Here is a 12,585-nt window from a genome sequence, read left to right as displayed (position 1 = left end):
ACGAGGGCACGCACTGTCATTCCGGATGGTCCGAAGGACCAGACCCGGAACTCGAGATTCCCAGGTGCGCAAGGGCGCACCGGGGTTCGATACCGTTGGCATCGCCCCGGAATGACGGTCCAGAGTCCGGCCTCCCTTGAATTTGCCTCCGGGCCGTGGTCTCAACGGCGCATCGTCGCGCCAGATCGCCGGCGCCGCCCTCAACATCCGGCAGAGCTCACCCGATGGTCCGCAGGTTTTCCGCTCCCTACCAGTCGGAGCCCGTGTCCAGCCTCGCGAGCTGGGCGCGCAATCTGGCCGTGTTCGCGGTCGCGGCGGTGGTGGTGTCGATCATCATCGTGCGCTTCGATTTCCTGGAGCCGAAGCCGGCGCTTGTGACTTTCTTCGGCGGGCTCGCGATCGCCGGCCTCTCGATCTTGTTCGGGCTCGCCGGCTTTGCTGCGATCTGGCAGAACGGCTCGCGTGGCATGGCGCGCATCCTGCTCGCCTTCCTGATCGACGGGGCGATCCTCGCCTACCCCGCCTATCTGGCCTTTCAATATCGCAAGCTGCCGCCGATCTACGACATCACCACCGACCCGATCGATCCGCCGCGCTTCGACGCGCTGGCGCGCCTGCGCACCGGCGAGGGCACCAACACCGCGGTTTACGCCGGCCTCTATTCGGCGGAGCAGCAGCGCCACTTCTATCCCGACATCGAGCCCGTCGAGCTGGAGATTTCGGCCGACCGTGCCTATGCAATCGCGCTCCAGCTCGTGCACAAGCGCAAATGGATCGTGATCGATGAGCGCGCACCGCAGCCACCGCGCCGCATCGGCCGCATTGAAGCGGTCGCGCGCACGCCGATCATGGGTTTTCGCGAGGACGTTTCGATAAGGGTCGTGCCGGACGGCGATGATTCCCGCGTCGATATCCGTTCTGCTTCGCGCAACTTCGACAGTGATCTCGGCAGCAACGCCGCGCGCGTCAAAAAATTCATCGACGATCTCAACACCGCCGCCGATGCCGACGCGCTCAAGCCGGTGAAGAAGACGCCGGTCGCGCCGCCCAAGGCGCCGGCGAAGACGGTGAAGAAATAGTCTCATTCCGGGGCGCGCGATAGCGCGAGCCCGGAACCCATCGAGCTGCAGATTTGGTGGATGAATGGATTCCGGGCTCGATGCCTCGCATCGCCGCGGGATGACGAGGGACTAGCTCGCCATCCTGTAGGTCCCGCCAATCACGGGGTCGCCATCGGTTGCCACGACGCCGCGGGCGACGAGGTCTTCCAGATGCGCCAGCACGGAATAGCCGGCGGCCGTCGTCAGCCTCGGATCGATACCGATATAGATCGCGCGGACCATCGTCGGGATGTCGGTCTCGCCCTTGGCAAGGCGGTGCAGGATCGAGGCCTCACGCGCCTTGCGGTGACGGATCAGGAACCGCGCAAAGCGCGGCCCCTCGGGGATCTCGGGGCCGTGGCCTGAGAAATAGAGATCCTCCTCACGTGCCGCGAGCCGGTCCAGCGAGTCCATGTAGTCGGTCATCGAGCCGTCGGGCGGCGCCACGATCGAGGTCGACCAGCCCATCACGTGATCGCCGACGAAGTTGAACTTTCGTTCGGGCCAGGCGAATGCCAGATGATTGGCCGTGTGGCCGGGCGTCGCCACGGCCTCGAGCCGCCAACCGCCGCCTTCCACGACGTCGCCGTGTGCGAGGTTGACATCCGGCGCAAAATCGCGGTCGGCGCCGGACTCCGGATTGTGCTTCTCGCTCTCGAAACGCGGGCGGGAGGCGCGATGCGGGCCTTCGGCGTAAACCGGCGCACCCGTCGCCTGCTTGATCCGCGCGGTGTTCGGCGAATGGTCACGATGGGTGTGGGTGACGAAGATGTGCGTCACCGTCTCGCCGTGCACGGCATCGAGCAGCGCTGCCGCATGCGCCTCGTCATTCGGGCCGGGATCGATGATGGCGACATTGCCGCGGCCCACGATGTAGCTGACGGTGCCGGTGAAGGTGAACGGGCTCGGATTGTTGCAGAGCACGCGCCGCACGCCGGGTCGGACCTCCTCGACGATTCCCGGCTTCAGCGGAAAGTTGCGGTTGAACGGGATGTCGTCATTGTCGGACATGGCTGCTCGTACCTTACTGACTTCGTCATGCCCTGCCTCGTGCCGGCATCCACGTTCGTCTCGCGGCCTGAGACGTGGATGGCCGGGACAACTAGCGCGAAGACGCGCTTTGCGCTTTTGCCCGGCCGTGACGGAGAAGAGTTTCCTCGCCTCGCCCCGCAGACGCTCAGAAAAACGCCTGAATGCCCGTGATCGCGCGGCCGAGGATCAGGGCGTGGACGTCGTGGGTGCCCTCGTAGGTGTTGACCGTCTCCAGATTATGGACGTGGCGCATTACGTGATACTCGATCGAGATGCCGTTGCCGCCGTGCATGTCGCGGGCGGTGCGGGCGATATCGAGGGCCTTGCCGCAATTGTTGCGCTTGACGATCGAGATCATCTCGGGCGCGAACTTGCCCTCGTCCATCAGGCGGCCGACGCGCAACGAGGCTTGCAAGCCCAGCGCGATCTCGGTTTCCATGTCCGCGAGCTTCTTCTGCACCAGCTGGGTCGCGGCGAGAGGCTTGCCGAACTGCTTGCGGTCGAGCGTGTACTGGCGGGCGCGATGCATGCAGTCCTCGGCGGCCCCGAGCGCACCCCAGGAGATGCCGTAACGGGCGCGGTTGAGGCAGCCGAACGGGCCCTTGAGGCCGGAGACATTGGGCAGCAGGGCGTCTTCCGGAACCACGACGCCGTCCATCACGACCTCACCGGTGATGGAGGCGCGAAGCGAGAGCTTGCCGCCGATCTTCGGCGCGGAGAGGCCCTTCATGCCCTTCTCCAGCACGAAGCCGCGGATCTGGTTGTCGTGCGCGGCCGACTTGGCCCAGACCACGAACACGTCGGCGATCGGCGCGTTCGAGATCCACATCTTGCTGCCGGTGAGGCGATAGCCGTCCGAGACCTTCTCGGCACGGGTCTTCATGCCGGCCGGGTCGGAGCCGGCGTCGGGCTCCGTCAGGCCGAAGCAGCCGACCCACTCGCCGCTGGCGAGCTTCGGCAGGTACTTCTTGCGCTGGTTCTCGTCGCCATAGGCGTAAATCGGGTACATCACCAGCGAGGACTGCACCGAATTCATCGAGCGATAGCCGGAATCGACCCGCTCGATCTCGCGCGCGACGAGGCCATAAGCGACGTAGCTCGCATTGGCACAGCCATACTCTTCCGGCAGCGTGATGCCGATCAAGCCGAGCTCGCCCATCTCGTTGAAGATCTCGCGGTCCGTCTTCTCTTCGAGATAGGCCTTGGAGACGCGCGGCAGCAGCTTGTCCTGGGCGTAGGCGCGCGCAGTGTCGCGCACCATGCGCTCGTCTTCGGTGAGCTGCTCGTCGAGCAGGAACGGATCGTCCCATTGGAAAGAAGCCGCAGCCGGCTTGTCCTTGGCCTGAGGGCGCACGCTCATGAAACGTCCTTTCGCGTCTGGTTCCGTCGATAATTGCCCGACAAATTAAAGCGCCGCGGCAACAAGTTCAATTACATCCTGGTTTCGATCGTTCCGGGGCGGCGCAGCGGCGCGCACCTCGTGGCGGTGGTCAGCTTTCGAGCTGCTCGTTGGCAACGATCTCGATGCCGAAGCCCGACAGACCCTTGTAGTCGTGCACCGAGGAGGTGAGATGCCGGATCGAGGTGACGCCGAGATCGCGCAGGATCTGCGCGCCGACGCCGACCTCGCGCCACTGCCGGTTGCGGTCGGCCTCGGTCGACGACTCGTCCGGCAGCGGGGCCACGGGGACGCCGGCCGCGCCGTCGCGCAAGTAAACCAGCACGCCACGGCCTGCTTTCTTAAAATGCTCGAGCACGACCGCCATGCGCTTGTGGCCGGTGAAGGTGTCCTTGACGATGTTCGGCTTGTGGAAGCGCGTCAGCACGTTCTTGCCGTCGCCGACACCGTTATAGACGAAGGCAACGTGGGCGATGGAATCGAACGGCGAGCGGTAGGCATAGCCCTGCAAGGGACCGATCGGGCTCTCGGTGACGAAGGTCGAAACCCGCTCGATCAGTTTCTCGCGCGCCTGGCGGTAGGCGATCATGTCCGCGATGGTGACGTGCTTGAGCTTGTGCTCGGCGGCGAAGCGGGCAACCTGCTCACCCTTCATCACGCTTCCGTCGTCGTTCATCAACTCGCTGATGACGCCGACCGGCGGCAGGCCGGAGAGCTTGCAGAGATCGACGGCCGCTTCGGTGTGACCGGAGCGCAAGAGCACGCCGCCGTCCTTGGCAATCAGGGGGAAGATGTGGCCCGGCCGGGCGAAATCGTGGGCGCCGACATTGGGATTGGCGAGCGCGCGGCAGCACGAAGCTCGCTCCTCGGCGGAGATGCCGGTGCCGCCATCGGGCTTGTAGTCGATCGAGACCGTGAACGCGGTGGTGTGCGCGGAATCGTTGTGGGCGACCATCGGATCGAGCCGCAGGCGGCGCGCGTCCTCGGTGGTCACGGGCGCGCAGACGATGCCGGAGGTGTGGCGGATGATGAACGCCATCTTCTCGGCGGTGCAGAGCGAGGCGGCAACGATCAGATCGCCCTCGCCCTCACGGTCCTCGTCGTCGGTGACGACCACGAGCTCACCCCGGGCAAAGGCCTGCAAGACTTCCTGAACGCTATCGGGCATTTCCCAATCTCTATCGGTTATGGCCGGGAGGCTTAGCCGGACTTGGGTCGGGGCGCTAGTCTCCCCAGCGCAACCACATATGCCAGACGGCAGGCCTGCCGATGGGTTTCAGGCTTGCACCGGGCATACCAGCGATATAGGCGCAGATTGCCCGCAAGGAAGCCGGCCGGACGCCGTCAGGGCAGCACCTCGCGGCGCTCGCCGAGCCGCTGGTCGAGTTCGGCGCGCTTGTCCTCGAGCAAACCGGCCTGGGCGGCTTCGATCACGGTAAACAGCTCATGTGCATCGCTGAGCCGGGTCACCGTGACGTAGCTGGCGCCGGCCTCGTAGAGAGCACCGACGTCGGCCAACAGGTCGGCCGTAGCCACGATCAGGGCGGTCGGATTGAGCGCGCGGACGTGGCGGACCAGCTTCTCGTTGGTAGCGCCCTTCAGCAGCGAATCCGGCACGCTGAGGATGATCATCTCGGACTTGCCAATGCCGGCGTGAATCAGCGTATCGACATTGCTGATGTCGCCATAGATTACGTGCAAACCGCGCGAGAGCAGGGTCTGGTACACATTGGGGTTGAAATCGACGACGGTGATCTGCTCGAGCAGCACCGGCCTCTGCCGTTCTATCTCGGCTAGAAGCGCGCTCGCCGCACGGAAAAAGCCGAGGATGACGATGCGGCGAGCCTCGCCGTGGCCGCCCCCGTGTCCCTCCTCGGCATGGCCGTCGCCATGATCGAGATCGCGCAGGCCGACCCGCTTCAAGGGCCCGATCGCCCAACGGGTGATCTCGTCGCTGCGGGTCATCACGAAGGTCGAGAGCACCGCCAGCACCACGAAGGCGAAGGAGGCGGCATTCGCCGTTTCGGCTGCGATGTGATGGTCGGTGACGCCGGTCTGGATCACCACCAGCGAGAATTCCGAGATCTGCGCGAGGTTGAGCGCGGGCAACAGGCTGGCGCGCAGGCCCTGCTTCATCAGGTAGAGCGGCGTGAACGTCGTGACGAGGCGGCTCGCCACCGTGAACGCCGCGATCATCAAGGCAAGGCCGATCACCGAGAGGCCGGGCACGGGAATGGTCATGCCGAGCGCGACGAAGAACAGCGTGATGAAGAAGTCGCGCAGTGTGGTGACCTTGGCGGTGACGTCGAGCGCGTAAGGGAAGGTCGAGAGCGAGACGCCGGCGATCAGCGCGCCCATCTCGCGCGACAGCGAGAGCCGCTCGGCGGTCTCGGCGACGAGGAAGCACCACGCGAGCGCACCGAGCAGGATCAGCTCGGGCCGCCGGGCAATCTGATGGAACAGGCGCGGCAGCACATAGCGGCTGACCAGCAGCGCGGCCGCGACCAGCACCGCGACGCGGCCGATCGAGAGCAGGATGACGCTGACCTGCAGATTGGCCAGGCTCGGCTGCACCGCCAGGAACAGGATGGCGAAGATGTCCTGGAGCACCAGGATGCCGAGGGTGATCCGACCCGGCAGCGTATCGAGCTCGCGCTTTTCGTAGAGCACCTTGACGATGATGACGGTGCTCGAGAGCGCGCAGGCGACGCAGAGATAGACCGCATCGAAATGCCCGCCGCCGAGCGACAGGCCGATGCCGACGAAGAACAGAACCCCGAGCAAACAGCCGCCGAGGAGCTGGCCGCCCGCCGCGAACAGGATCACCTTGCCCGCCCGCACGATCTTCTTCAGGTCGATCTCGAGCCCAATCATGAACAGCATGAAGATCAGGCCAAGCTCGGAGATGACGCTGATCGATTCCTGCGACTTGACCCAGCCGGCGCCGAATGGACCTATGCAAAAGCCGGCGATAAGGTAGGCCAGGATCAAGGGTTGTCGGGAGAAATGGGCGAGCAGACCCAGCATCCAGGCAAACAGGATACAGAGAGTGATGTCGCGAATGAGCTCGTGCATGCCAAATTGGTCCGTTTTGCCGCACCCTAGAGACGGGTTGCGGCGCGACAAGCGAGCAATTCGTCACATGCGGAATGGGATCGTCGCAACCATGCTGCTAGCTCCCCTCGCCTTTGCCGTGCCCGCCGCCGCGCAATCCAAGGTCAATATCGAACAAAACTTTGCCGATTCGCTCATCCCGCTGCCGAAGGAGGACCTCGCCGTCTCCGGCGGATTCTACGTGCCCGCCTATTCCAGCGTCGCGATGAGCCAGGGCAAGCTGCGCGTCGACTTCTCGGTGACATTGAGCGTGCACAACGCCTCCGAGACCCAGCCGCTGGTCATCAAACGCATCGCCTATTTCGACACCGCAGGCAAGCAGGTCGAGAGCTATCTGAAGACGCCGGTGGCGTTGAGGCCGCTCGCCACCGTCTCGATCTTCATTCCGACCGACGACGTGCGCGGCGGGACCGGAGCCAATTTTCTCGTCGACTGGGCCGCCACGGGCGAGATCGCCGAGCCGGTGGTCGAAGCGCTGATGGTTGGCGGTATCGCCAACGCGCATTACGCTTTCATCAGCCAGGGCCGTCCGACCAGGACGGCCGGCAAGAAGTAAGGCGGCCGGTGCAAAGCCCGACGCTCAACAACAACAAAATGAGGAATGCTCCCATGACGTCCAGCTTCGATTTCGCGCCCCTGTTTCCCGCAGGGCTGCCGGCCCCTTCTGCGCGCTGGACGGGCCTTGCCAAATACAACTTCGTCGGCGGCAACAACGATTCCGAGCAGGTGCCGCTCGACGAACTGATCGAGGCGACCAACACGGTGCTGCGACGCGAGGGCCGCTCGCTCGCCACTTACGGGTTGGCGCATGGCCCGCAGGGCTACCTGCCCTTGCGCGAATTCCTGGTGACGAAGCTCGGGCGCGATGCCGGCATCAGCTGTACCGTCGACGATCTCCTGATCGTATCCGGCTCGCTCCAGGCACTCGATCTCGTCAACGCGACGCTGCTGGCGCGCGGCGATACCGTGATTTTCGAGCAGCAGAGCTATCAGGGCTCACTGACCCGCCTGGCGCGGCTCGGTGTCAAAGTGGTCGGCATTCCCCTCGACAAGGACGGCATGCGCATGGACGTGCTGGCGACGACGCTGGCCGACCTGAAGAGCCGCGGCATCCGCCCAAAATACATCTACACCATTCCGACGGTGCAGAACCCGACCGGCAGCATCATGCCCGAGAGCCGGCGTGCCGAACTGGTGCGGCTCGCGACCGAATACGGCGTGCCCATCTTCGAGGACGATTGTTATGCCGACCTCGTCTGGTCGGGGCAGCGGCCGCCCGCCATCTACGCGATGAGCCCGAACGGCGGCGTGATCCATATCGGCTCGTTCTCCAAGTCGATCGCGCCGGCGCTGCGCGTCGGCTTCGTCGTGGCGCCCTGGGAGGTGATGTCGCGGATGCTGGCGCTGAAGACGGATGCGGGCTCCGGTGCACTGGAGCAGATGGTGCTCGCGACCTATTGCAAACCGCATTTCGCAAGCCATGTCCCGGCCCTGACCAAGGCGCTGCGCACCAAGCTCGACACGCTGATGGAAGCGCTCGACGAACAGTTCGGGACGGCTGCCGAATTCGATGAGCCGAAGGGCGGCATCTTCCTCTGGGTGAAGCTACCCGATCAGGTCGATACGCTGAGACTCTATCAGGCCGCGCTCGCCGCCGGCGTCTCGATCAATCCGGGGCCGGAATGGTCGACCAGCAAGGAACATTCTAGCTCGCGGCTGCGGCTGTGCTTTGCCAGCCCCACGCATCAGCAGATCCGCGATGGCGTCGCGGTGCTGGCCGAAGTCTGCCGCAAGGAATTCGGCGTGCCCGCCCGGAGCGCCAATGTGGAGACGCGAGCCTGATATCAGGCCGCCTGGGGCTGGCTGCCGTGGATCGCGGAGGCCAGCCGCAGCAACAAGACGATGGAGACGTTGCCCTTACCGGCCTCGATCTGGGCGATGTAGCGCTCGGAAATCCCGGAGCGGCGGGCAAGCTCCCGGCGCGACAGGTCGCAGCGCATGCGCGAGGACCGTAAACGATCGCCCAGCTCGGTCAGAAACGCGGCCTCGGAATAAGGCGGTACGGCGCAGCTCCCCGGCAGCACTTCGCCCGCAAAATCCATCACTTGATTCAGCATTGGTCTATCCACGTTCGCCTTCGGGAAATGCAATCTTACCCTCGAAACGCCCAGCTTCATTGATGCGGATCAAATTCGCGAGCGATCGGCGGCTGACGTTGGAACGGCTGGGAGCGTGATGCTACACTTTGGAATTCTTCGAGGCGGGGTCTTTCAGGACATGATGCGTTGTTTTGGCTGCTGGATCGCGGCTGCGGTGCTGTGGGTCGCGTTCACCTCCATGGCCGGCGCCGAGACGCTGGCTGCGACCGTGGAGCAATGGGGCCTGTTCGGCTCGTGGGCGGTCGACTGCGCGGCCCAGCCCGACCGCGACAGGGGCGCGTTCCTGACTTACGAAATCCGAAAAGACGGCCGGGTGATGTACCGCCGCGATTTCGGCGAGGCCAGGGACGAAAACGAAGTGGTGTCCGCCACAGTGAACGCCGAGGGCCTGCTCAATGTGATGGTGTACTTCCCATCGTTGCACCAGACGCGTGAATTCGGACTCCTGTTGCAGAAGGACGGCAGCCTGCGCGCGATCTACAATCGCAGCGAGCGCGGCGAGTATACGATCAGGGACGGCAAGTACGTCACCACCGGCGCGCCAACGCCGGCGCAGCAGCGCTGCGATTAGCTGTCATTCCCTTTCCCACAAGGGGAAAGGGAGAACGCCGGCCTAATCCCATGCCGGCGCGAAGCCGGGATTGACGCAGCGCTTGTCCTTCGCCAGCCCAGCGATCTTCTTGCGATCGGCATCGTCGAGCGTGATATTCAACGCATCGAGATTGGCCTGCTGGCTCTCGCGGCGCGAGGCCTTCGGGATCGCGGCAACGCCGTCCTGGTCGAGCAGCCATTTCAACGCGACCTGCGCGGCGGTCGCGTCGTGCCTGGCGCCGATTTCGGCCAGCACCGGATCGGTCGCGAAACGTCCTTGCGCCAGCGGACAATAGGCAACCAGCGGGATCGACTTGGCCCGGAGATAGGCCAGCAGCTTCGATTGATCGAGCATGGCGTGATATTCGACCTGATTGCAGGCGATCGGTGCCTTGATCTCCTCGACCGCGACCTTGAGCAGCGCAGTGGTGAAATTGGCAACGCCGATGGCCCGCGTGCGTCCCTCCTCCTTCAGCTTCATCAGGGTCTCGAACACCGCGCCCCAGTTCGCAGCCCCCGACGGCCAATGCACGAGATAGAGATCGACATGGTCGAGCCGGAGCTTTTGCAGGCTGGCGTCGAAAGCGCGGCGGATCGCGTCCGGGGCGAGGTTCTCATGCCAGACTTTTGTGGTGACGTGCAGCTCGCCGCGCGGCACGCGGGACGATGCGATGGCAGAGCCGATCGGCTCCTCATTGGCATACATCTCGGCCGTATCGATGTGGCGATAGCCGAGCGCAAGCGCGCTCTCGACCGCGGCGCGGCAGGCATCGCCCTGCATGCGGAAGGTGCCGAGGCCGAGCTTGGGCATGCTGATGCCCTGTGTTTTCAGATGATCCATGAAACAGGCTCCTGATATTTCAGCCCACCGGATGCGCGCGGCGACGCCGCGTGAGCAGACTTTTCGGTGATGGAAGAGAAGTGGCGGGAAGCCTCACTCTAGCGCGGGAGGAGCGCGGCGGCCAATCAAGATCGGGTTAGCAGTCTACGAATGCTGCGCCACTACGGACCGAGGCACCTGCGGCTGCGGCACGATGTCGACCGACCAGAGGTCGCGGTTGTCGACGTCCTTCAGGGTCACCCTCATCACACCGGTCGCACCATCGATGCCGATACGGCCGAAGAACTGCAGGCCGAAGCACGGGGCCAGATTGTCGCCCTGCGCGGGGCTACAGCCACGCTGGTACATCGCGACTGGGCCAAAGGTGTCGTCGAGTTCGCCAGGCCCCCAGGTGCCGGCATGCAGCGGGCCGGAGACGAACTCCCAAAATGGGTCGAAATCCTGAAATTGGGCCTTGTTCGGATCGTAGTAGTGCGCGGCGGTGTAGTGCATGTCGGCAGTGAGCCAGACGATGTTGCGGATGCCGGCGCGCTTGATGGAGGAGAGCAGATCGGCGATCTCGTGCTCGCGCCGGTCGGGCGGCCCATCGCCGAGCGCAATGGCATCCAGGCTGATCAGGCCGATCGGCAGATCGGCCGCGATCACTTTCCAGGTCGCGCGCGAGGCAGCGAGCTCGCGCTTCAGCCAGGCGAGCTGCTCGGCGCCGAGGATCCAGCCGCGGTGATCATCGCTCTTGTTCCAGCTCTCATCGCGGTAGCTGCGCATGTCGATCATGAAGACATCCAGCAGCGGGCCGTAGGCGATCTTGCGATAGACGCGTCCTTTTCGCGCGCCGATGTCGCGGATCGGCATGAATTCGAAAAAGGCGCGGCGCGCACGCGCGACCAGGCGGGGCGTGCCGTCATTCTCATAGCCGGCCTCGTCATAACTGCCGATCGGTGACCAGTCATTGGTCACCTCGTGATCGTCCCATTGCGCGAACATCGGCACCTCCGCGTGAAAGGCGCGGAAGTGCTCGTCGAGATGGTTGTATCTGTAGTTGCCGCGGAACTGCGCCAGCGTGTGCGCGACCTCGGATTTCTCCTCGGTGACGATGTTGCGCCATGTCTCGCCGTTCGGCAGCTTTTGTTCGGCGGGAATCGCGCAATCTGCGTAGATGTGATCGCCGGAGTGAATGAAGAAATCCGGACGGTTATCGAGCATGGTCCGATAGCTGCGATAGCCCCCGCGGGAGACGTCGATGCCCCAGCCCTGCCCCGCCGTGTCGCCGGACCACAGGAACGAGATCGACTGGCCAGCTGCCGGCGCGGTACGGAAATGACCGACGCGGCTTTCGCCGGCAAGACCGGTGGCAATGTCGTCGAAGCGGACACGGTAGAAGATGTCCTGCCCGAGAGGCAGATCGTTCAGCAGTAGTTTTGAGGTGAGATCGGCGTCGGGCAGTGCATCGCCCGACGCTGACGCGATGATCGTTTTGAAACTTTCGACGGTCGAGCATTCCACCTGCATCCGAGCAGGCCGGTCGGCGCGCGCCCAAATCACGGCGGAGACGTCGGAGATGTCGCCGGACTGGATGCCGCCTGCGATCTGCGGGCGATCAGCGGCGCGGCTCAGGTGGGGCTTCGCAAGGGAGGCGATGGTGAGGCTGGAGACGGAGCGGACCAGGAACTGCCGCCGGGTCCATGCGCGCGAGCCGCGGAGCGTTGCCATTCAGGAGACCTTCGTCGAATCGCGACGGAAGGTGCCTGCGCTCCTTGACTCCCAGCTTACGGTTTCTTGACGCCGCGCCTACGGTTTTACGACACTGTCGTGACGCCTGTGAGCTAGCGCTTCCAGTTGCAGATGCCACCGGAGCGACAGGGCCAGGTCTGAATGCGCGTGTCCATCGCCTGTGCATCGAGCGGATTGCTACGGCGATGCGACAGCTTGGTGCGTGCTGCGCCACGCGGCTGGTTGCTCTTCGCGTGCGCGACCTCCGGCGCGGCCACACGGACCCGTTCAGCGGCGACCTTCTTCGGCACGTCGATGGGCTCGGCGCGCGCCTGCGCCTCGTTGCCGCCGCGCGCTTCGAGCGCGACGGGTGCGAAGTGCGTCTCCGGCCCAAGACGCTTCGGCGACAGCACGGACTTGGAGAGATCGAGGCCGAGATATTCGTCGGGCTTGTAGTCGTCAGCGCGCGCGATACCGCTCCCTGCGACCCCGAGGGCAAAGGCAATTGCGAAGGGAACGCTTTTCAGGACCACGGACGCCTCCTGAAATTGATTCATTAAAGGGGTAATTTACCCCTTATTTAGGAGGCGTCGCGCGCAATTCCAGCGGCCAAATGCGGCCGTGGTTAAGAAGTTTGAC

The 12,585-nt window shown here is 64.5% G+C and carries 12 protein-coding genes; 4 read left to right on the top strand and 8 right to left on the bottom strand.

The window, feature by feature from the left end:
* Positions 1–224 precede the first annotated feature (224 nt).
* Positions 225–1,079 carry a DUF1499 domain-containing protein gene (locus tag P6U28_RS04390; protein WP_122404703.1) on the top strand — a complete coding sequence of 285 codons (855 nt, stop codon included), beginning with the start codon at positions 225–227 and terminating at the stop codon, positions 1,077–1,079.
* Between the two features lie 111 nt (positions 1,080–1,190).
* On the opposite strand, the gene P6U28_RS04385 is transcribed toward P6U28_RS04390, so the two are convergent.
* The 4 genes from P6U28_RS04385 to P6U28_RS04370 all read right to left on the bottom strand — a co-directional run bounded on the left by P6U28_RS04385 (position 1,191) and on the right by P6U28_RS04370 (position 6,606).
* Positions 1,191–2,111, bottom strand: a complete 921-nt coding sequence (locus P6U28_RS04385; protein WP_407121829.1) for an MBL fold metallo-hydrolase — start codon at positions 2,109–2,111, stop codon at positions 1,191–1,193.
* 166 nt (positions 2,112–2,277) lie between these two features.
* Positions 2,278–3,492 (bottom strand): acyl-CoA dehydrogenase, encoded by a 1,215-nt coding sequence (locus P6U28_RS04380; RefSeq protein ID WP_024340297.1) that lies wholly within the window; start codon positions 3,490–3,492, stop codon positions 2,278–2,280.
* 130 nt (positions 3,493–3,622) lie between these two features.
* Positions 3,623–4,699 (bottom strand): 3,4-dihydroxy-2-butanone-4-phosphate synthase, encoded by a 1,077-nt coding sequence (gene ribB, locus P6U28_RS04375; protein ID WP_122404705.1) that lies wholly within the window; start codon positions 4,697–4,699, stop codon positions 3,623–3,625.
* Between the two features lie 176 nt (positions 4,700–4,875).
* Entirely contained in the window at positions 4,876–6,606 is a 1,731-nt protein-coding gene (locus P6U28_RS04370) for a cation:proton antiporter (RefSeq protein WP_407121828.1), read from the bottom strand.
* 91 nt (positions 6,607–6,697) lie between these two features.
* Between P6U28_RS04370 and P6U28_RS04365 the strand changes: the two genes are divergently transcribed.
* Entirely contained in the window at positions 6,698–7,201 is a 504-nt protein-coding gene (locus P6U28_RS04365) for a DUF3124 domain-containing protein (protein WP_407121827.1), read from the top strand.
* A 53-nt stretch (positions 7,202–7,254) separates the two neighbouring features.
* The gene (locus P6U28_RS04360) at positions 7,255–8,487 is read left to right on the top strand and encodes a PLP-dependent aminotransferase family protein (protein ID WP_407121826.1); all 1,233 of its coding nucleotides are present in this window, start codon (positions 7,255–7,257) and stop codon (positions 8,485–8,487) included.
* Positions 8,488–8,489: 2 nt separating this feature from the next.
* Here the strand turns inward: P6U28_RS04360 and P6U28_RS04355 are convergent, their stop codons facing one another.
* Positions 8,490–8,762: a helix-turn-helix domain-containing protein gene (locus tag P6U28_RS04355; RefSeq protein ID WP_164936952.1), complete on the bottom strand. Its 273-nt coding sequence runs from the start codon at positions 8,760–8,762 to the stop codon at positions 8,490–8,492.
* A 160-nt stretch (positions 8,763–8,922) separates the two neighbouring features.
* Here P6U28_RS04355 and P6U28_RS04350 point away from each other — a divergent pair, with 160 nt between their 5' ends.
* Complete coding sequence (locus tag P6U28_RS04350) at positions 8,923–9,375, top strand: hypothetical protein (protein WP_162500395.1); 453 nt, start codon at positions 8,923–8,925, stop codon at positions 9,373–9,375.
* A 42-nt stretch (positions 9,376–9,417) separates the two neighbouring features.
* Here P6U28_RS04350 and P6U28_RS04345 read toward each other — a convergent pair whose 3' ends face one another.
* From P6U28_RS04345 to P6U28_RS04335, 3 genes are all read right to left on the bottom strand, one after another.
* Positions 9,418–10,236 (bottom strand): aldo/keto reductase, encoded by an 819-nt coding sequence (locus tag P6U28_RS04345; RefSeq protein WP_407121825.1) that lies wholly within the window; start codon positions 10,234–10,236, stop codon positions 9,418–9,420.
* Positions 10,237–10,380: 144 nt separating this feature from the next.
* Positions 10,381–11,946: an alkaline phosphatase gene (locus tag P6U28_RS04340; protein ID WP_122404712.1), complete on the bottom strand. Its 1,566-nt coding sequence runs from the start codon at positions 11,944–11,946 to the stop codon at positions 10,381–10,383.
* A 113-nt stretch (positions 11,947–12,059) separates the two neighbouring features.
* The gene (locus tag P6U28_RS04335; RefSeq protein ID WP_122406810.1) at positions 12,060–12,479 is read right to left on the bottom strand and encodes a hypothetical protein; all 420 of its coding nucleotides are present in this window, start codon (positions 12,477–12,479) and stop codon (positions 12,060–12,062) included.
* Positions 12,480–12,585: the final 106 nt, after the last annotated feature.

This window comes from Bradyrhizobium sp. STM 3561, assembly GCF_045571455.1.
GTDB lineage: Bacteria > Pseudomonadota > Alphaproteobacteria > Rhizobiales > Xanthobacteraceae > Bradyrhizobium > Bradyrhizobium vignae.
The sequence above is the reverse complement of the archived record's forward strand: the minus strand, read 5'-3'. Positions and strand labels throughout refer to the sequence as shown.

Excerpts from the sequence above, each read along its gene's own strand:
- P6U28_RS04390 (WP_122404703.1), top strand. The coding sequence starts at position 225 with ATGGTCCGCAGGTTTTCCGCTCCCTACCAGTCGGAGCCCGTGTCCAGC.
- P6U28_RS04385 (WP_407121829.1), bottom strand. The coding sequence starts at position 2,111 with ATGTCCGACAATGACGACATCCCGTTCAACCGCAACTTTCCGCTGAAG.
- P6U28_RS04380 (WP_024340297.1), bottom strand. The coding sequence starts at position 3,492 with ATGAGCGTGCGCCCTCAGGCCAAGGACAAGCCGGCTGCGGCTTCTTTC.
- ribB (WP_122404705.1), bottom strand. The coding sequence starts at position 4,699 with ATGCCCGATAGCGTTCAGGAAGTCTTGCAGGCCTTTGCCCGGGGTGAG.
- P6U28_RS04370 (WP_407121828.1), bottom strand. The coding sequence starts at position 6,606 with ATGCACGAGCTCATTCGCGACATCACTCTCTGTATCCTGTTTGCCTGG.
- P6U28_RS04365 (WP_407121827.1), top strand. The coding sequence starts at position 6,698 with ATGCTGCTAGCTCCCCTCGCCTTTGCCGTGCCCGCCGCCGCGCAATCC.
- P6U28_RS04360 (WP_407121826.1), top strand. The coding sequence starts at position 7,255 with ATGACGTCCAGCTTCGATTTCGCGCCCCTGTTTCCCGCAGGGCTGCCG.
- P6U28_RS04355 (WP_164936952.1), bottom strand. The coding sequence starts at position 8,762 with ATGCTGAATCAAGTGATGGATTTTGCGGGCGAAGTGCTGCCGGGGAGC.
- P6U28_RS04350 (WP_162500395.1), top strand. The coding sequence starts at position 8,923 with ATGATGCGTTGTTTTGGCTGCTGGATCGCGGCTGCGGTGCTGTGGGTC.
- P6U28_RS04345 (WP_407121825.1), bottom strand. The coding sequence starts at position 10,236 with ATGGATCATCTGAAAACACAGGGCATCAGCATGCCCAAGCTCGGCCTC.
- P6U28_RS04340 (WP_122404712.1), bottom strand. The coding sequence starts at position 11,946 with ATGGCAACGCTCCGCGGCTCGCGCGCATGGACCCGGCGGCAGTTCCTG.